Source organism: Streptomyces sp. Ru73, assembly GCF_002920575.1.
GTDB lineage: Bacteria > Actinomycetota > Actinomycetes > Streptomycetales > Streptomycetaceae > Streptomyces.
In genome coordinates this window covers 1-18,306 of sequence record NZ_PQSQ01000129.1, presented here as the reverse complement: position 1 = coordinate 18,306, position 18,306 = coordinate 1, and the positions used below count along the sequence as shown (strand labels likewise).

Here is an 18,306-nt window from a genome sequence, read left to right as displayed (position 1 = left end):
GCCGCGATGCGGGCGGGGTCGGGCTGGTCGCCGGCGAGGGCCACGGCCGCGTCGCCCGGCAGCGCCTCGGTGAGGGCGAAGACGAGCAGGACGACCGCCAGGGTCTGGCCGGCACCGAGCAGCAGCCGCCGGACCACCCAGGAACGCAGGCCGGTGTCCCGGGGGCTGGCGGGGGCGGTGGGCGCCGTCTCCGGGACGGCAGGGGGATCGAGGACCCCGGCCGCCCCGGCGGCCCCGGTGGTGCCGGTGGTGCCGGTGGTGCCGGTGGCCGTTCCGGCTCCTCCGGCCTCGCCGGCGCCGAACGCCAGGCCGGCCTCCCCCGTCTCCGTCCCCCTCACGCCAGCCACACCCTGTCGAAGCGGGCCCAGTTCAGGGTGTTGGCCGGGGCGTCGTGCGCGACGCCCCGCACGGTGCGGGCCGTGCCGAGGATCCAGTCGGCGAAGCCCCAGACCAGGAAGCCGCCTTCGGCGTGCAGGCGGCGCTGCATCCGGGCGTAGACGGCGGCCCGGTCCTTCTTGTCCTTCGTGGACTGGGCCTGCTGGTAGAGGGCGTCGAAGTCCTTGTGGTGCCAGTGAGTGGCGTTGGTGGTGGAGTCGGAGAGGAGGCGCTGGGAGATGTGGGTCTCGATGGGCATGGCGCCGGAGCGATAGCAGGCGAGCGTGCCGGAGTTCAGGGTGTCGGCCCAGTAGGTGTCCTTGCTGCCCGTCCGTACCGTCACCCGTACCCCGGCCCGCGCGGCCTGGTCGCGGAAGATGGCGGCGGCCTCGGTGAAGCCGGCGGCGACGTCGGAGGTGTCCAGGGTGACCCGCAGGCCCTCGGCGTCCGCCTTCTTGAGCAGGTGACGGGCCTTGTCCAGGTCCTGGGTGCGCTGCGGCAGGCCGTCGGCGTAGTACTCGTAGCCCTTGCCGAAGAGGTCGTTGCCGATCTCTCCGGCGCCGGAGAGGGCGCCGGCGACCAGCTCCTTGCGGTCGGCGATCAGGAAGAACGCCTCGCGCACCCGCTCGTCGTCGAACGGCGCCCGGTCGGTCTTCATCGCGAAGGCCTGCATGGCGCTGTTGCGCAGCCGGACGATCTCTATCTGCCCCTTGCCCTCGTGGGCGCGTGCCGTGGTGGGGTTCAGCTCGTGGGCGTACTCGACCTGGCCGCCGAGGAGGGAGTTGACGCGGGCCGACTCCTCGTTGGCGATGACGAACTCCAGCCGGTCCAGGTGCGGGGCGCCGTCCCAGTAGTCGTCGTTGCGCTCGACGACGGTGCTGCGGCCCGGCTCGAAGGACACGAAGCGGAAGGGGCCGCTGCCCACCGGCTTCCGGTCGAAGTCGTGCGCGCCCTCGGGGACGATGTACGCGCCGAACGCCGCGAGCACGTTGGGGAATTCGGCCGTGGGCCGCTTCAGGACGAACTCGACCGTGCGGCTGTCGACGGCCCGGCTCGCCTTGAGGTCGATGGGCTCCAGGGACGCCTTCGCGCGGAAGCTCTCCTTGGGGTCGGCGATGCGGCGGTAGCTGTACAGGACGTCGGCGGCGGTGACCGGCTTGCCGTCGTGGAAGGCGGCCTTGCGCAGCTTCACGCGCCAGCGGTCCAGGCCGTCGTTGGGCTCCCAGGAGGCGGCCAGGCGGGGCTGTGCGGAGAGGTCGTCGCCGTAGTCGGCGAGCAGGTCGAAGAGGGCCTTGGACCGGGCGGCGTCGACGAAGAGGTTGGTGCGGTGCGGGTCGAGGGTCTCGCTCGCGCCGCCGCCCGCGAAGGCGGCCCGCAGCGTGCCGCCGCGCCGGGGTCTGCCGCCGTCCGCGGCCGCGCCCGAGCCGCCCGGTCCGCCGCAGCCGGCCAGGGCGAGCGCGCCGAGCCCGGCAGCGCCGCCGGCGGCCGCGAGGAATCCCCGGCGGCGCAGGCCGGGGAAGCGGGAGTCGTCGAGGGGAGCAGGGGGCATGACGGTGTCCTTCGGTACGGGATACGAGCGGAAGCGGTCGCGTACGAGGTACGAGCGGAAGCTGACGAGCGGATGCTGTCGGGGTACGAGCTGAAGCGGTCGCGGTACGGGCAGATGCGGAAGCGGACGCGATACGAGCGGATGCGGTCGCCGTACGGGCGGCAGCGGGCCCGGTCGCGGTCCGGGCGATGCGGTCAGCCGGCATGCGTCAGCCGGTGTCCGTCAGCCGGCATGTGTCAGCCGGGCCACCACGTGCAGCCGGTCAGCGTCCAGCCGCCGCCCCGGACCGTCGCCCTCCTGCCAGGGCGGTTCCGTGCGCGGTCCCGGCCCGTCGTGCAGGGCCAGTACCTCGAAGCCGTGCGCGGCGAGCAGGTGGCGCAGCTCCTGGGGGAAGAGGAGCCGCCAGGCGGAGCGCTGTTCGTGGGGCGGTGTGCCGTCGTCGGCGGTCCATACGCGGGTGCGGCGGAGCAGTTGCGCGGCGCGGTCGACGGTGAGGGTGGTGGTCGCGGTCCAGGTGGTGCCCTCCCAGGTGAAGCAGGTGGTGGCCGGCGCGTCGAGGAGGTCGGTGCGGCCGAGGAAGAACGCGCCGTTGCGCATCTCCGCGACGAGCAGGCCGCCGGGTGCCAGGCTCCGCCGGCAGGAGGCGAGGAAGCCGTCGAGCTGGTCGTTGGTGTGGCAGTACAGCAGGGCGCTGTCCAGGCAGACGACGGCGTCGAAGGAGCGGGCGGGGAAGCGGAAGGCGCGCAGGTCGGCCCGGACGTAGGCGGGGCCGGGGTGGTGCGTGCGCGCGTACGCCAGCATCGCCTCGGAGAGGTCGGCGCCGACGACGGAGCGGCCCACGCGGTACAGGTACGCGGCGTCGCGCCCGGTGCCGCAGCCCATGTCCAGGACGCGCGGCCCCGCTCCGTGGTGGAGCAGGCAGTCCTCGGCCCAGCGGCCGGCCAGCCGTTCGTCGTCGGGGAAGCGGGCCTCGTACAGCTCGGGGTTGTCGGTCAGGAGGTTGCGGGACGACGGGACGGCACCCGCCGGGTTTCCGGTGCGCACGGGGGTTCCTTCCAGGGTGCTCACGCCGCCACCGCCACGGCCTCGGCGGGCGTACGGTCCGGCAGGCCGCGCAGCCGGTGCAGCCAGGCCACGCCGGCGGCGGACAGCAGGCCGAAGGCCAGGCAGCAGGCCCACGGCAGCCAGGCCGTCCCGGCGCGGTCGCCGGTGTCCATGGCCCAGCCGACGACGGTGTTGCCGAGCGCTGCGGCGATGCCGGAGACGACGTAGAACAGGCCGAAGTACGTACCGGTCAGCTCGGCGCGGCCGAAGTCGGGGATCAGCTCCATCACGAACGGCTGCGCGATCATCACGCCGAGGTAGAGCAGGAGCGCTCCGGCCAGTACGGGCAGGGCGCGCAGTGCGGCGGCGCCGGGGCCGCCGGGCGGCCCGGTCAGGCCCGCGACGGCCATCGGCGGGACGAACGCCAGGCCCATCAGGGCGAGTCCGGCGGTGATCCAGCGGGCGCGGCTGCCGCGTTCCTTCAGGGTGCGGGTCAGGCGGAGCTGGAGGGTGAGGTTGGCGGCGGTGCCGACGAGGAAGACGATGCCGGCCGCGCCGTCGAAGCCGGTGGCCCGGCGGGCGGCGTCCGGCAGCAGCAGGTACAGCTGGTTCTCCATGGTGAACATGCCGACCATGGCGAGCGCGAAGGCGAGGAAGACACGGTTGCCGACGGCCTCGCGCCAGTCGCCCAGGACGGAGTTCTTCGTGGGCGTCACCGAGCGGGCGGGCAGCACGGCGGCCTGGGCCGCGGTGAGGACGGCGAAGATCGCGGCGGCGGTGAGCGCGGAGGCCCGGAAGTCGACCAGCAGCAGCGCCGAGCCGAGCAGCGGGCCGACCAGCGCGCCGGTCGTCGCGAAGACGTTGAACAGGGCGAACGCCTCGGCCTTGCGGTCGCCCGCCTCCTGCGCGAGGTAGGCGCGTACGGCCGGGTTGAACAGTGCGCCGGCCAGTCCGCTGAGGACCGAGGCGGCGAGCAGGACGGCCAGGCCGTCACCGAGGGCGAAGAGCGCGAAGCCGACGGTGCGCAGGGCGCAGCCCGCGATGATGACGCCGCGTGCGCCGAGCCGGTCGGCGGCCGACCCGCCGATGAGGAACAGGCCCTGCTGGCTGAGGTTGCGGACGCCGAGCACGATGCCGACCACCGCTGCCGACATGCCCAGGTCCTCGCCGAGGTGCACCGCGAGGTACGGGACGAGCAGGTAGAAGCCGGTGTTGACGCCGAGCTGGTTGACCAGGAGGAGGCGGATGGCGAGCGGGAAGCCGCGCATCTCGTGCCAGGTCTTCTTCACCGGGGCACCTCCGCGGCAGCGGAGACGGGCGCGGAGGCCGGGGAGGAGACCGCGGCGGTGGCCGGAGAGGGGGCCTCTGCGGCGGCCGGGGCGGGCGTCGGATGCGGGAGGCCGGCGTCGGGGACGGGCCGTACGCCGAGGCCGGGACCCCGGCCTGCCCGTACCGTGCCGTCGGTGCCGCCGATGCCCGTCCAGGGGTCGTGGGCGAGCAGCAGGTGGCCGTCGAGGTCGGCCCAGCGGGCGCGGTCGGCGAGGTGGACGGCGGGCGCGAGCCCGAGCGTGCTGGCGGTCAGGCAGCCGAGCATCAGGTCCGTGCCGCTGTCCGCGAGCAGCTCCGCGATGCGCAGGGCCGCGTGCACGCCGCCGCACTTGGCGAGCTTGACGTTGACGCCGTGCACCCGGCCCGCCAGCCGCCGGGCGTCCTCGTACGAGACGGCGTCCTCGTCGGCGATGACCGGCAGCGGCGAGCGTTCCGCGAGCCGGGCGAGCGCTTCGGGGTCGCCGGGTGCGAGCGGCTGTTCCACGGCCTCGACGCCCAGGTCGGCGTACCGGGGCAGCAGCGCGACGGCCTGGGCGGTGGTCCAGGCGCCGTTGGGGTCGAGCAGCAGCCGGGCGTGCGGGGCCGCCGTGCGTACCGCGAGGACGCGGTCCAGGTCGTCCTCGGGGTCGGGCGAGCCGGCCTTGACCTTGAGTACGGAGAAGCCGTGCCGGGCCAGCCGGCCGGCCTGCTCCCCCGCGTGCCGGCGGGAGCCGATGCCGATGGTGCGGGCCGTCGCGGCGCGGGGCGCGTCCATGGTCCCGAGGAGCCGGTGCGCGGGGAGGTCGGCGCGCTTGCCGACGAGGTCGAGCAGGGCCGACTCGACGGCGGCGGTCACGGCGGGCGGCGTGTCCGCGGCCGGCAGTTCGCCCGCGCGCAGGGCGGCGAGTGCCGTCTCCGGGTCGGCGAAGCGGGCCAGCTCCAGCGCGGTCTCCCGGCAGAGCCGGGTGAGGGTGGCGGCGTCCAGGCGGTAATAGGTGCTGGTCACGGCCTCGCCGTAGCCGCGCTGTCCTTGGTGTTCGACGGCGAGCCAGACGGCGTCGCGGGCCGCCATGGTCGAGCGGGAGATGCGCAGCGGCTCGGTGAGCCGGAGCCGTACGGTGCGCTGGCTGAGCTTCACGGGGTCCCTTCCCAGGGGGTGGTGCGGGCGGCGAGCGGGTCGGTGACCGTGCGGCAGCGGGTCCAGCCGGTGGCCTCGGCGGCCCGCGGGTGCGGGATCTCGACGGGGCGGGTGGCGGCGCCGGCCGGGTCGAGGCCGTGCGCGGCGGCGAAGTCGTCGTCGTAGACGGTGCCGAGGTAGCGCTGCGGCCCGTCGGGAAAGACGGTGGCGACGACCGCGCCGGGGTGGACGCGGGCCGCCCAGGCGGCGACCAGCGCGACGGCGCCGGTGCTCCAGCCGCCGCTGACGAAGTTGCCCGCGGCGAGCCGGCGGCAGGCACCGGCGGACTCGGCGGGGCCGACCCAGTGCACCTCGTCGAACGCGTCGTAGGCCACGTTCCGCGGGTGGATGCTGCTGCCGAGGCCGCGCATCAGGCGGGGCCTGGCGGGCTGTCCGAAGATCGTGGAGCCGGTGGCGTCCACGCCGATCAGCCGCAGCCCCGGCCAGTGGCGGCGCAGCGGGCCGACGATGCCCGCGCTGTGGCCGCCGGTGCCGACGCTGCACACCAGGACGTCGAGGTGGTCCAGATCGGCGGCGATCTCGGCGGCGAGCGAGGCGTAACCGGCCACGTTGTCGGGGTTGTTGTACTGGTCGGGCCAGTAGGCGCCGGGGAGTTCGGCGAGCAGGGACCGCAGCCTGGCCAGCCGCGCGGCCTGCCAGCCGCCCTCGGCCGCCGGGCGGTCCACCAGCTCCAGCCGGACCCCGTACGTACGCAGCAACTGCCGCATGGACGGCTCGAGTTCGGTGTCGCCGACCAGGACGACGGGGTGGCCGAGGGCCTGGCCGGCGAAGGCCAGGCCGATGCCGAGCGTGCCGGAGCTGGACTCCACGACGGGTGCGCCGGGCCGGAGTTCGCCGCGTTCCCGGGCGCCGAGCAGCATGGAGACGGCGGCCCGTGCCTTCATGCCGCCGGGCGCGAGCCCTTCGAGCTTGGCCCAGAAGCCGGGGTGGGGGCAGGGCAGCGGGGTGGTGATCCGGGCGAGCGGGCTGCGGCCGACCAGGCCGAGCAGCTGCGGGTTGGCGGTGGGGCGCAGGACGGCCGTGGTCATGCGGCGGCTCCGGAGGCCGCGGGGCTGCGGTCGGACGCGGCCGGCGGTCCGGCGTACCGGTGGAGGGTGCCGGGCCCGCCGTCCAGCCAGAAGAACGGATACGGCTCGGCGCAGACCGCGCTCACCCCTGCCCCGAGGAAGCGCGGCAGGACGGCGCTGCCGGTCTGCGCGAACATCACCAGCGGGATGCCGCGCGCGGCGGCGTGCGTCCGCAGCGCCTCGAAGGTGCCGTTGCCCAGGGTCATTCCGGACGCCAGCACCGCGTCGCAGCGGTCCAGCGCGGCGAGCGCGTCGGTGACGACCGGCTCGCCCCACTCGGTGGTGCCGCCCTTGAGGTCGCACGGCACGTACGTCATGCCGCGCTCGCGCACCGCCTCCAGCAGCGAGTTGACCACGCCGACGACCAGCACCCGGGCGCCGGGCGGCGCGTCGATCAGCTCGACGACGGCCCGCGCCCTGGCCCGGGACTTCTCCAGCGAGCTGCCGGCAGGCAGCGGGAAGGGCCGGGCGCCGAGCGCCGACGCGTGCGGCAGGACGTGCATCAGGTACGCGTCCAGTGCCGCGACCCGTACGGGCAGCAGCTCGTGCGCCAGCAGCCCTGCGACGTCCGCGCCCACGCACGCCTCGACGGCCGGGTCGGTCAGCGTGCCGGGCTCCACCGCGCAGGAGCCGACGGCCGCGCCCAGCCGGAGGCTCAGCACCTCGTTGCGGTAACCGCCGCTGCGGCCCGCGTGGCGTACGGCCTGCCGGGTGCTGAAGGCCACGGAGATCCGCAGCCCGGCCGGGTCGGGGCCGTACGCGCCCGCCAGGACGCGGGTCACCAGGTCGTCGTAGGAGGTGGCGGCGGTACGGGGGGTCACCGGCCCACCACCCGCGGGCGCAGGCCGGACAGCAGTTCCTCGACGCGGGCGCGTGCGCCCGGTCCGTCCGGGTCGCCGGCCATGACGTGCCCCAGGTAGTCGTTGTTGCTGCCCGCGGCCCGCACGGCCTTGCCCGGGTCGGCGAGCTGGAGTTCCAGTACCCCGTCGGCCGCCCGGACGGCGTCGGCGCCGTCGATGCCGGTGAGCGTGCCCGCCCGCTCCGGTACGAGGAAGCCGATGGCGGCGCTGCGCAGTCCGGTGGCGCGGACGGTCAGGTCGGGCCGGTGGCCGAGCGCGACGTCCACGCAGGCGGCGGCCACGTCGATGCCGGTGACATGGCGGATCAGCTCGGTGATGCGGTTGCCTGCGGGGCGCGGGTTGACCTCGACGACGCGTGGCCCGTCGGGCGTCAGCTTGATCTCGGTGTGTCCGACGACGTCGTCGAGGCCCAGCGCCTTGACGGCCTGCACGGCGGTGTCGGCCGCCGCGGCCGCGTCGGCCGCGGAGAGCGCGGCGGGGAACATGTGCCCGGTCTCGATGAAGGCCGGGGCGCCGCCCACGCTCTTGTCCGTGACCCCGACGACGTGCGTGGAGCCGCCGTGCGTCACGGTCTCCACGCTGACCTCGGGGCCGTGCAGCAGCTCTTCGAGGAGGACGACGGGTGCCCGGCGCTGGCCGCGCGCGTTGACGGGGAAGCCCTCGACGGCCCGGTAGGCGCGCTGGAGTTCGGCCTCGTCGGCGACCTTGCGTACGAACATCCCGGCGCACAGGTCCACCGGCTTCAGGACCAGCGGGTAGCCGATCCGGGCGGCGGCAGCGGCCGCTTCGGTGCGGTCGGCGCAGACGGCGAACCGGGGCTGCGGCAGCCCGGCCTCCGCGAGCGCCCGGCGGGTGGCGTCCTTGCGGCAGGCGGTCTCGACGGCCTCCGGCGCCGGGCCCGGCAGGCCGAGGTGGCCGGCGAGCCGCGCGACGGTCGGCAGGTAGTAGTCGCAGGAGGTGAGCACGCCGTCGAAGCCGAGCGCCGCGTGCAGCCGCTCGGCGTACGGCAGCAGGGCGTCCAGGTCGTTGGTGTCGGCGGTGAGCACGTTGCGGGCGCCGAGCAGCGGGTGGGCCGTGCCCTCGGGCGCGCTGCGCAGGTAGTGGTGCAGGTCGCGGGTGAGGAAGGTGAACTCGTGTCCGCCCTCGCGGATCGCGCGCGGCAGCAGCCGGCTCATCGCTCCGACCCAGCTCTCGACCATCAGCAGATGCGCCACGATTCCCCTTCTCCGGCGGTGTGTTGCGGTCGTCGGCCGAGCCGGGGACGGGTCCTGGCGGAGCCGTCCGGCTTGACCGCCCCACACTGTAAACGATAATCGTTTTCAAGTCACCCGATTGCACGGTGTCCCCGCCACTGCCCCGAATGCGAGACCTGTGATCACCGCCGCCCGCCGCTCCGGCCTGCTGTGCGCGCTCACCGCCACCGCAGCCGCGCTCCTGCCCGCCGCACCCGCGCACGCCGCCCCGCCCCACTCCCCCGGCCTGCGCTTCGGCGCCTGCCCCGACTCCGTACCGGACCCGCAGGGCCCCGACCGCGTCGAATGCGGCGAGCTGTCCGTCCCACTGGACCGCGGCAGCCCGGACGGCCGGCACATACGCCTCGCCGTCTCCCGCGTACCGGCCTCGGGCACCGCCGGCGAGCGGCGCGGCGTCCTGCTCGTGAACCCCGGCGGCCCCGGCGGCTCCGGCCTCCCGTACGCCGTCACCAAGCGCGCCAAACTTCCCGAGAGCGTGCGCCGTGCATACGACGTCATCGGCTTCGACCCGCGCGGCACCGGGCGGAGCGCGCCCGCCGACTGCGGCCCGATGGGCGGCCTCTTCGACGCGCCGGGCGAGGACCCGGTACCGATGGATCCCGCCGCCGAACGCGCCCACCTCGACACGCTCCGCCGCACGGCCGACGACTGCGCCACCGGTGTCGGCGCCGCCCTCCCGCACCTCTCCACCACCGAGACGGCCCGCGACATGGACGCGCTGCGCGCCGCCCTCGGCGAACGGCGCATCAGCTACCTCGGGGTGTCCTACGGCACCTATCTCGGCGCCGCCTACGCCGCCCGGTTCCCGCACCGCGTCGACCGGATGGTGCTCGACAGCGTCGTCGGCCCCGAGGACTGGTACGACTTCGACCTCCGGCAGGCCCGCGCCCTGCTGCGCCAGCGCGACACCTTCTTCGGCTGGACCGCCGCGCACGCCGAGCGCTTCGGCCTCGGCGCGACCGCCACCGCGGTACGCGCCGCCTACCAGCGCGCCCGCGACACACTCGCCGCCCGCCCCGTCAATGGTTTCGGCGCCGCCGCGTTCGACCGCACCGTCTACCGGGCCCTCGGCCGCACCGAACGCTGGACCGCCCTCGCCGACGGCATCCGCGCATACCTGCGGACGGGCGACGTACGGCTGCTCCGCCCCGCCGAGCCCTTCGACGGCGCCGCCTCCCGCACCTACGAGGCCGCCAACCGCACGGTCAAGTGCGCCGACGGCCCCGGCCCGACGCCCGCACGGGTCGTCACCGGACTCCGCCGGCTGCGCGGCCTGGACCCGCAGCCGGTGCTCACCGGCGTCGAGGCGTCCGTCTGCGCGTACTGGCACCACCGGCCGGCCCACCGCACCGCGCTCGGCAGCCCCGCGGCCCCGCCCGTCCTTCTCGTCGCCTCCGACCACGACCCCGTCACCCCGGTCGCCGGGGCCCGCGCGATGCAGCGGCGGCTGCCCGGCTCCCGGCTGGTCACCCTGCACGACGACTACTCCCATGGGGTGTTCGCCAGCCGGGGCAACGCCTGCGTGGACGGCGCGGCGGCCGCGTACCTCGTGGGCGGGACCGTACCGTCGGCCGACGTGCACTGCACCGGACCCGGCCTGCCGACACCCTGACTGCCCGCCAGAAAGCACGGACCGCCATGACCGTCACCGTCACCCCGCACGCCGCGGCCCCCGGAACCCCCGCGTACACCGTCCGGACCGCCACCCCCGCCGACGTCGCCGGCGCCCGCCGCGTCATGCTCGACACGCTCTACCGGGAGTTCGACTACGGCTACGTGCCGCAGTGGCACCAGGACGTCGTCGACATCCCCGGCACCTACCTCGACGACCCGCGCCACCTGCTGCTCGTCGCCGTCCACCGGGGCGAGGTGGTGGGCACCACCGGCATCCGGTCCGCGGGCCCCGCCCACCCTCCGCACCCCCGCTGGCTCGCCGACCGCTACCCCTCCGGCTCCACGGCCCAGCTCGTCCGCGTCTACGTCGACCCGGCGCACCGGCGGCACGGCCTGGCCCGCACGATGGTCCGCCGCGCCTGCGACTTCGTGGCAGCCACCCCCGGCTACGCCCGCATCTACCTGCACACCAACGTGAAGGTCGAGGGCAGCGGCGCCTTCTGGCGCAGCCTGGCCCACGAGGTGTTCGACGCCCGCGCGACCGGCGAACACGGCCCCGGCGTCGAGACGGTCCACTTCGAGATCCCGATGCCCGCGCGTGCGCCGGCGCCCGCCCGGACCTGACGCTCCGCACCCCGGTCCCGCACGGTCGGTACAGGGCAGGATACGTAGCCGATCGGGTGGCCAAACGGCGTACCGAGGAGCGCAGTTGATCAGCAGCGGTCGGTTGCCGACGGTACGCCGGAGCGGGCCGGGCGGCCGGTACCGTGGGTACCGGGTGGGGCGGTGGGAGCGCTTTAGGTATACCTAAACCGGCCGGTCACCGATGCCCGCGCCCCGTCCCGCCGGGCAGGCTGGCGGCCTCTTCCGGAGATGACTCTTCCGGACGTCCACTTCGGAGGCGGGGCTCATGCGGGAGTCGGAACATTCGGAGTACAGCGCGCAGGCCGCCTTCGCCGGACGGCAGGCCGAGCTGGCGGAGGTCGAGGAGCTGCTGCGGCGCACCCGCCTGGTGACCGTGGTCGGCCCCGGCGGCGTGGGCAAGAGCGCGCTCGCCGCCGCGCTGGCCCGGCGCGCTGCGCTCGAACCGGGGACCGTGGTGGGCCGGACCGACCTGACGCGCCTCGGCGACCCCGCGCTGGTACCGCACTGGCTGGCCCGCGCGCTGCGTCGCGACGGCCATCCCGGAAAGCCCCAGCTCACCGCGCTGGCCGAGGCGCTGGGCAGCACTCCGGCACTGCTGGTCGTGGACACCTGCGAGCATCTGGCCGGGCCCTGTGCCGAGGCGTTCGGCACGCTGGTCGACGCCTGCCCCGGCCTGCGCGTACTGGCCACCAGCCGTACGCCGTTGAAGACCCCGGGCAGGTATCCGCTGGCCCCCGTGCCGCCGGACGCCGCGGCCGAACTCTTCGAGGCGCAGGTCCGGCGGCTGGGCGCCGGGGGGACGGTGGCGCCCGGCACCGTCCGGCACATCTGCGCGCAGCTGGAGGGGCTGCCGCTCGCCGTGCTCATCGCCGCCGACCAGCTCGCGCACCACACGGTCGACGACGTCCTGGCCTGCCTCGTCCGGGCCGAGGACGCCCTGGACCTGCCGGCCGCCGCGCCGGGTCCGGCCGGCCGGCACCGGACGCTGCGGGATTCCCTGGGCTGGAGCCACCGGCTCTGCACCGCGGACGAGCGGCTGCTCTGGGCGCGCTGCAGCGTCTTCCCCGGCGGCTTCGAACCGGCGCACGTACGGGAGGTGTGCGGGGACGAGCGGCTGCCGCCCGGCCCGCTCACCGCGGCCCTCACGGGCCTGTCGTGGCAGTCGCTGATCGAGCCGGTGCCGGCCGTCGGCGGGGGCAGCGCCTTCCGGATGCCGCGGCTCACCCGCGCGTACGGACGGCAGCAGCTGAGCCGGTCGGGTGAGGAACGCGAGATCACCGTCCGCTTCCTGACGTGGTCGCTGCGGAACTCGTGAACCCGGCACGGACGGTCCCGCTGCGGCCCGTCCCGCCAGGGTTGCACCACCGGCCTCCGCCCCACCCGGCGCATGACCGTTCCCGCCCCCGCTGACCTGCGTCTTCCCCTATATGCATCACCTGTGCATCGCGGGCTGGCTAAGCTGTTCGGCTCCAGCCGCAGCTCAGCGGAGTCTCGTCATGCCGAAGCTTCCTCCGGCCGGACGCGCTCACCCCGGCGTACCGGCCGCACCGCCGCCCGGCAGAACGTCGAGACTCGCTCTAGGAACGTTTCCCCTCTTGCTGGCCGCCGTCTGTGCCGCCCTCGGCCGGTTCCTGGACCTCCCCCTGCTCTTCCTCCCGTTGATGCCCGCCGTCGCCGCGCTGCCCGCGATCGGACGGCCCGACGTCCGCCGCGTACTGGGCGCCGGCGCCGCGGCGGTGGGCGGCGTCGCGGTACTGGGCTGGGGCGCGAAGCCCATACCGGTGTACGCGGCGCTCGCGAGCGTGCTGGCCGTGACCGCTGTGGTCCGCACGGCCGCCCGGCGCGTCCGCCGCCAGGAGCTGAGGATCGCCCGGCTCGGCCGACTGGCCCAGGTGACCCAGGCGGCGGTGCTGCCCCGGCCGCCCGAGTCGGTGGGCGGGGTGCGACTGGAGGCCCGGTACCTCGCGGCCACCCCCGGCGCCACGGTCGGCGGCGACATCTGCGGCGCCGAACGCACCCCGTTCGGCGTGCGGCTGCTCATCGGCGACGTGTCCGGCAAGGGCCTGGACGTGGTCGCGACGGCCGCCGAGACGCTGCACATCTGGCGCGAGCTCGCGCACCACGAGAGCAGCCTGGCGGGCATCGCCCTGCGGATGGACACCTCCGTCACCCGCATCCACCACTGCGAGGGCTTCGTCACCGCACTGCTGATCACCGTGTACGACGACGGCCGGGTCGAGCTGCTGAACTGCGGGCATCCGCCGCCGCTCCTGGTGCGCGGCGGCCGGGCGACCTGGCTCTCGGGGCTGCAGGCGACGGCACCGCTCGGGCTGATGCGGATGGCGGGCGACCGCTGCCCGACCGCAGTGGTCCGCCCGGCACCCGGCGACTGGCTGCTGCTGTGCACGGACGGGGTCGCCGAATGCCGCAACCCCGACGGCGAGTTCTACCCGCTCGCCGAGCGCCTGAGCTCCTTCTGCGGCCACGGCCCGACCGCCGTCCTGGACGCGCTCGAAGCGGACCTGACGCGGTACCGGGACGAGGCCGCCCGCGACGACGCGATGCTGCTCCTCTTCCGCCCGCCCGACGGGCAGCACTCCCAGCGCTCCCCGTGAGCCACGGGGAAGCACCGGCCGCCCGGCACCGGCGGTCGGTCCGGCTCCGGCGGCCGGTCCGACTCCGGCGGTCGGTCCGGCGGCCGGTTCAGTCCGACTCCGGCGGCGGAGGCGGCACGGGCGCGCCGGCCGGCGGCGCGATCTTCGCGTACGACGTCGTCGTGGCGGCCGGGGACGCCGCGGCGGGCGGCTCGGCCCGCGGCAGTACGGCGTCCCGGCGGGCGCCCGGGTCCCAGCCGGTCTCCACCACCCGCTTCTGCACCAGCACCGCGCCGGCCAGCACCACCGCGCCGATCGCGAGCATCAGGACGACGGCGCCCGCGCCGCCCGCCTTCGCCGCGTTGCCGATCAGCGAGCCGAACCAGCCGAAGTCGGCGTCCCCGAAGGTGGTGTTCTCCTTGCCGAACGCGCCGAGCACCTTCAGCAGCAGCGCGGGCAGGAAGGTGATGAGGAGGCCGTTGACGAACGCGCCGAGGGCCGCGCCGCGCCGGCCGCCCGTGGCATTGCCGTAGACACCGGCCGCGCCGCCCGTGAAGAAGTGCGGCACCAGACCCGGCAGCACCAGCGCCAGCCCGAACCACGGATGGAAGAGCGCGGAGAGCAGCCCGAGGCTGACCAGGCCGCCGAGGAAGCTGCAGAGGAAGCCGATGAGGACGGCATTCTGCGCGTACGGGAAGACGATCGGCGCGTCCAGGGACGGCACCGCGCCGGGCACGACCTTCTTGGCGATGCCCTGGAACGCCGGGACCAGCTCACCCAGGATCGTCCGCACGCCGAAGAGGATGATCGCCACGGCGATGCCGAACTGCAGGCCCTGCATCACGGACTGCATCAGGTAGTTGCCGACACCGGTGGCGGTCGCGCCGCCGGCCGAGCCGAACGCCTTGAACGCGGTCTCCCGGCCGGCCTTGGCCAGGAAGAGGACCGCCAGGATCACGTAGATCAGCACCATCGACAGCGCGGTGGCCACCATCGAGTCGCGCAGGAAGCGCAGCCCCTCGGGCAGCTTCATGTCCTCCGTGCTGCGGCTGCGCCGGCCGACCAGCTGCCCGGTCGCGCCGGCCGCCACGTACCCGGCCGTACCGAAGTGGCCGATGGCGATGGTGTTGTCACCGGTGATCCGCTTGGTCCACGGATGCGCGAAGGCCGGCATCGAGACGAGCAGGACGCCCAGCAGCACACCACCGGCCAGCACCACGACCGCCGAGGACTGGCCCGCGGTGGCCAGCACCATGGTCAGCAGGGTGGCCATGAACAGCATGTGGTGACCGGTGAGGAAGACGTACCGCAGCGGCGTGAAGCGGGCCAGCAGCAGACTGACCGCGAAGCCGACGATCATCAGCCAGGCGACCCGCGCACCGAACTGCTGCTGCGCGATGCCGACGATCGCCTCGTTGGTGGGGATGACGCCGTGCGCGCCGGTCGCGCCCTGGATCATCTCGCCCAGCGGGGCGAGGGCCGTGACGACCAGATTGGCGCCGGCCCCGATGAGCAGGAAGCCGAGGGTCGCCTTGAGGGCGCCGCCGATGATCTGCCCGGCGGTCTTCCTCAGGGCGATCAGCCCGGTGGCCGTGATCAGGCCGACCAGGTACGCCGGCTGGCTGAGGACCTCGTTGACGAGGAATTTGGCGATCGAGACGAGCCAGTCCATGGTGCGTTCCTTCGTTACTGGACGTCGTAGGTGTCGCGGAGGACGCGGTCGACCTCACCCGTACTGGTGAAGTTCTCGACGACCTTCACCGGGACGCCGACGTCGCCGAGCGTCCTGGCGATCTCGCCCGAGGTGAGGATGGCGACGGCCTCGCCGGCCTTGCCCTTGGCGGAGATGGTGTCGGTCGCCTCGACGGTGACGTACCGGGACCAGCCCCAGCGGTCGAGCACCTGCTCCAGGGTGTTCTTCAGGAAGAGGCTGGTGCCCAGGCCGTTGCCGCAGACGGTGAGGATCTTGTGGGTGGCACCGCCGCCGGCCGGCTGCGCCTCCGCCGGCCGCCCGGTTCCCTGCGCCTCCCGTGCTTCCTGAGCCTTCTGCGTTTCCTGGGACTTCTGCGTTTCTGCGGCGCGTACGGACTCGGGCTGCTCCGGCGCGGCCCGGCGCGTCAGCACCGCGCGCAGCTCCTCCGGCGTACGGGCCTCGCGCAGCGCCCGCTCGGTCTCCGGGTCGGCCAGCAGCCGGGCCAGCGCGGCCATCGCCTCCGTATGGGCGCCGGAGTCCCGGGCCGCGAGCCCCACGACCAGGGTCACCGGGTCGTTCGTCTCGTGCCCGAACTCCACCGGCCCGGCCAGCCGCACCCACGACATGCCGGTCCGCAGGACAGCGGGCGAGGGGCGGGCGTGCGCGAAGGCGAAGCCGGGCGCGAGGACGATGTAGGGCCCGTTCTCCTCGACGTTCTGGATCATTTCCGTGGTGTACTCGCCGGTACTGGCACCGGTCGCCACCAACAGGTCACCGGCCGCCCGTACGGCCTCCCGCCAGTCCGCCGCCGCCACGTCCAGCCGCACGGCGCCGGCGGGGATCAGTTCGCTCAGTGTCGGCATGGACCGGATCGTCGCACGAAAACGCTTGCCCGGATATGCGCGGCAGGGCACCGGAAGGGATCATCGAGACATGAACGTGAGGATGCGGGTCGCACAGCAGGAGGAAGCCGACGAACTGCTCGGCCGCAGTCCGCTGGCCGCGCTGGTCGGCATGCTGCTGGACCAGCAGGTACCGATGGAGTGGGCGTTCACCGGGCCGTACACCATCGCCCGGCGGATGAACGGCGACGACCTGGACGCGCACGCCATCGCCGCGCAGGACCCGGAGGCGTTCGAGGAGCTGCTGGCCCGCAAGCCGGCGGTGCACCGCTACCCCCGGTCCATGGCCAAGCGGGTCCAGCAGCTGTGCCAGTACCTCGTCGAGCACTACGACGGGGACGCCGAGGCGGTCTGGCGGGACGCGGGCACCGGCGCCGAGCTGCTGAAACGCCTCAACGAACTGCCCGGCTTCGGCAAGCAGAAGGCACAGATCTTCCTGGCGCTGCTCGGCAAGCAGTTCGGCGTGCGCCCCGAGGGCTGGCGCGAGGCGGCGGGCGCGTACGGCGAGGAGGGCTCGCACCGCTCGGTGGCCGACATCACCGGGCCCGAGTCCCTCGCCGAGGTCCGCGCCTACAAGCAGGAGATGAAGCGGGCGGCGAAGAAGGCCGCGGGCAAGTGAGGCCGACCGGGCCTTCCGCGACGGTCCGGCGCGCCCGGCAGGGCTGAAGGTCCCGGCCCGCCCGGCAGGGCTGAAGGCCCCGGCCCGCTCAGCCTTCGGGGGCGGCCGCGGTCCGGGCCGCCCAGCGCTGCTCGACGCCGGACAGCCGCCAGTAGGCGAGCGCCGCCGCCCACACGACGACGAAGAGCCCGACGATGAGGTAGCCGACGTTGTCCAGGTCCAGGCCGGAGATCCAGCCGGTGACCGCGTCCTTCAGGCCCAGCTTGTCGTGCAGCACGGTCACCAGCTCGATGGTGCCGATGAAGAGGGCCACCGCGATCGACAGCCCGGTGATGGTGAGGTTGTAGTAGACCTTCCGCACCGGGTTGGAGAACGCCCACTGGTACGCGAAGTTCATGAACGTGCCGTCGAGCGTGTCGAACAGGCTCATCCCGGCCGCGAACAGCAGCGGCAGGCACAGGATCGCGTACCAGGGCAGACCGGAAGCGGCGCCGCTGCCGGCCATCACCATCAGCGTGACCTCGGTGGCGGTGTCGAAGCCGAGGCCGAGGAGCAGGCCGATCGGGTACATCTGGCCGGGGCGGGTGATCGCCTTGGTGAAGCGGCCCAGCACCCTGTTCATGAAGCCGCGCGAGTCCAGCTGCCGCTCCAGCTCCGTCTCGTCGTACTCCCCCGCCCGCATCGCGCGGAAGACCCGCCAGATGCCGGCCAGCGCGACGAGGTTCAGGGCGGCGATGAGGTAGAGGAACGTGCCGGACACCGTCGTGCCGACCGTGCCGAGCACCTGGTGCGTCCGGCTGTCGTCGTCCATCAGCGTGCCGGCGAGCGCGGCGCCGCCCGACACCAGCGCGGCCATCAGCACGACCATGCTGGAGTGGCCGAGCGCGAACCAGAAGCCCACCGACACCGGCCGCTTCCCGTCGGCCATCAGCTTGCGGGTGGTGTTGTCGATCGCGGCGATGTGGTCGGCGTCGAAGGCGTGCCGCATGCCGAGGGTGTACGCGGTGATGCCGAGGCCCACCCCGAACACCTGCGTGCCGACGGTGTAGTGGCTCGGGACCACCAGCAGGAACAGCACGCCGAAGGCGACGACGTGCAGCGCGGCTATGACGCCCAGCAGGCCGGCCGTGCGGAGGGTGTCCTGCCGCCGCCAGCGGAACGCCGACGGCTCGGGGGACGTGGGGGTATGGGTGGGCACGGTCATCCGGCCGTCACGCTCCAGCACCTCGTGGATCAGTTCGTGAGATGCCGTGGCCGGTCTCCTGGCTTACGGGGCCCTCCCCACCCCGCGCAAGGGCGCTCGGAGGAGGACGTGCCCGGCCCGGCCTTCCCGTCCGCACACGGCGGACAGTGGCCCCCGTACGCACGGGCCACCCCGGCGCACGGGAAGGGTCGGATACTCCCCGATCACAGTGGCGAGGGCCGCTCCGGACTCGGACCCGAAGGTCTTCACCGGTCTTCCCGAACACCACGACTGGGTCACTCTATCCCCGAGGCCCCTCCCCCACTGCGCTTCGGGGGGACCCCCTCCCCCCCCACCCCCGCCCCTCCACCTCCCCCGGCCAGCCCACCCCGCACCGTCAGC

General features: G+C 74.4%; 15 protein-coding genes, 1 pseudogene and 1 riboswitch. Of the genes and pseudogenes, 5 read left to right on the top strand and 11 right to left on the bottom strand.

The features are described 5' to 3' along the window. From C3486_RS38390 to C3486_RS33425, 8 genes and pseudogenes are all read right to left on the bottom strand, one after another. A pseudogene (locus tag C3486_RS38390) lies at positions 1-338 on the bottom strand (hypothetical protein); the annotation flags it as partial. Next, entirely contained in the window at positions 335-1,924 is a 1,590-nt protein-coding gene (locus C3486_RS33455; protein ID WP_103836624.1) for an ABC transporter substrate-binding protein, read from the bottom strand. The gene C3486_RS33455 and the pseudogene C3486_RS38390, both read right to left, overlap by 4 nt. 222 nt (positions 1,925-2,146) lie before the next feature. After that, positions 2,147-2,968 (bottom strand): bifunctional 2-polyprenyl-6-hydroxyphenol methylase/3-demethylubiquinol 3-O-methyltransferase UbiG, encoded by an 822-nt coding sequence (locus C3486_RS33450; protein WP_103836623.1) that lies wholly within the window; start codon positions 2,966-2,968, stop codon positions 2,147-2,149. Between the two features lie 20 nt (positions 2,969-2,988). Next, on the bottom strand, positions 2,989-4,236 hold the full coding sequence (locus C3486_RS33445) for an MFS transporter (protein WP_103836627.1): 1,248 nt from the start codon (positions 4,234-4,236) through the stop codon (positions 2,989-2,991). Between the two features lie 17 nt (positions 4,237-4,253). After that, on the bottom strand, positions 4,254-5,414 hold the full coding sequence (locus C3486_RS33440) for a mandelate racemase/muconate lactonizing enzyme family protein (RefSeq protein WP_103836622.1): 1,161 nt from the start codon (positions 5,412-5,414) through the stop codon (positions 4,254-4,256). Then, a complete protein-coding gene (locus C3486_RS33435) occupies positions 5,411-6,502 on the bottom strand; it encodes a PLP-dependent cysteine synthase family protein (protein ID WP_103836621.1) in 1,092 nt (363 codons plus the stop codon). The genes C3486_RS33440 and C3486_RS33435 overlap by 4 nt, the downstream gene beginning before the upstream one ends. Then, positions 6,499-7,362: a Rossmann-like domain-containing protein gene (locus tag C3486_RS33430; RefSeq protein WP_103836620.1), complete on the bottom strand. Its 864-nt coding sequence runs from the start codon at positions 7,360-7,362 to the stop codon at positions 6,499-6,501. Before C3486_RS33430 ends, C3486_RS33435 begins: the two co-directional genes overlap by 4 nt. After that, positions 7,359-8,615, bottom strand: a complete 1,257-nt coding sequence (locus C3486_RS33425; protein ID WP_103836619.1) for an ATP-grasp domain-containing protein — start codon at positions 8,613-8,615, stop codon at positions 7,359-7,361. The genes C3486_RS33430 and C3486_RS33425 overlap by 4 nt, the downstream gene beginning before the upstream one ends. Before the next feature lie 157 nt (positions 8,616-8,772). On the opposite strand from C3486_RS33425, the gene C3486_RS33420 reads away from it, so the two are divergent. From C3486_RS33420 to C3486_RS33405, 4 genes are all read left to right on the top strand, one after another. Further along, positions 8,773-10,266: an alpha/beta hydrolase gene (locus tag C3486_RS33420; protein WP_258053160.1), complete on the top strand. Its 1,494-nt coding sequence runs from the start codon at positions 8,773-8,775 to the stop codon at positions 10,264-10,266. Between the two features lie 26 nt (positions 10,267-10,292). Next, a complete protein-coding gene (locus tag C3486_RS33415) occupies positions 10,293-10,892 on the top strand; it encodes a GNAT family N-acetyltransferase (RefSeq protein ID WP_103836618.1) in 600 nt (199 codons plus the stop codon). Positions 10,893-11,178: 286 nt separating this feature from the next. Continuing rightward, on the top strand, positions 11,179-12,228 hold the full coding sequence (locus tag C3486_RS33410) for an AAA family ATPase (RefSeq protein WP_103836617.1): 1,050 nt from the start codon (positions 11,179-11,181) through the stop codon (positions 12,226-12,228). 280 nt (positions 12,229-12,508) lie between these two features. Further along, on the top strand, positions 12,509-13,528 hold the full coding sequence (locus C3486_RS33405) for a PP2C family protein-serine/threonine phosphatase (protein WP_181138783.1): 1,020 nt from the start codon (positions 12,509-12,511) through the stop codon (positions 13,526-13,528). Positions 13,529-13,616: 88 nt separating this feature from the next. Here C3486_RS33405 and C3486_RS33400 read toward each other — a convergent pair whose 3' ends face one another. Then, positions 13,617-15,179: a PTS ascorbate transporter subunit IIC gene (locus tag C3486_RS33400; protein ID WP_103836615.1), complete on the bottom strand. Its 1,563-nt coding sequence runs from the start codon at positions 15,177-15,179 to the stop codon at positions 13,617-13,619. Between the two features lie 14 nt (positions 15,180-15,193). Beyond that, a complete protein-coding gene (locus C3486_RS33395) occupies positions 15,194-16,063 on the bottom strand; it encodes a PTS sugar transporter subunit IIA (RefSeq protein WP_103836614.1) in 870 nt (289 codons plus the stop codon). Between the two features lie 70 nt (positions 16,064-16,133). Here C3486_RS33395 and C3486_RS33390 point away from each other — a divergent pair, with 70 nt between their 5' ends. Then, positions 16,134-16,721, top strand: a complete 588-nt coding sequence (locus C3486_RS33390) for an HhH-GPD-type base excision DNA repair protein (RefSeq protein WP_103836613.1) — start codon at positions 16,134-16,136, stop codon at positions 16,719-16,721. An 88-nt stretch (positions 16,722-16,809) separates the two neighbouring features. On the opposite strand, the gene C3486_RS33385 is transcribed toward C3486_RS33390, so the two are convergent. After that, positions 16,810-17,925 carry a HoxN/HupN/NixA family nickel/cobalt transporter gene (locus C3486_RS33385; protein ID WP_103836625.1) on the bottom strand — a complete coding sequence of 372 codons (1,116 nt, stop codon included), beginning with the start codon at positions 17,923-17,925 and terminating at the stop codon, positions 16,810-16,812. 30 nt (positions 17,926-17,955) lie between these two features. Continuing rightward, positions 17,956-18,209: riboswitch (cobalamin riboswitch) on the bottom strand. Positions 18,210-18,306: the final 97 nt, after the last annotated feature.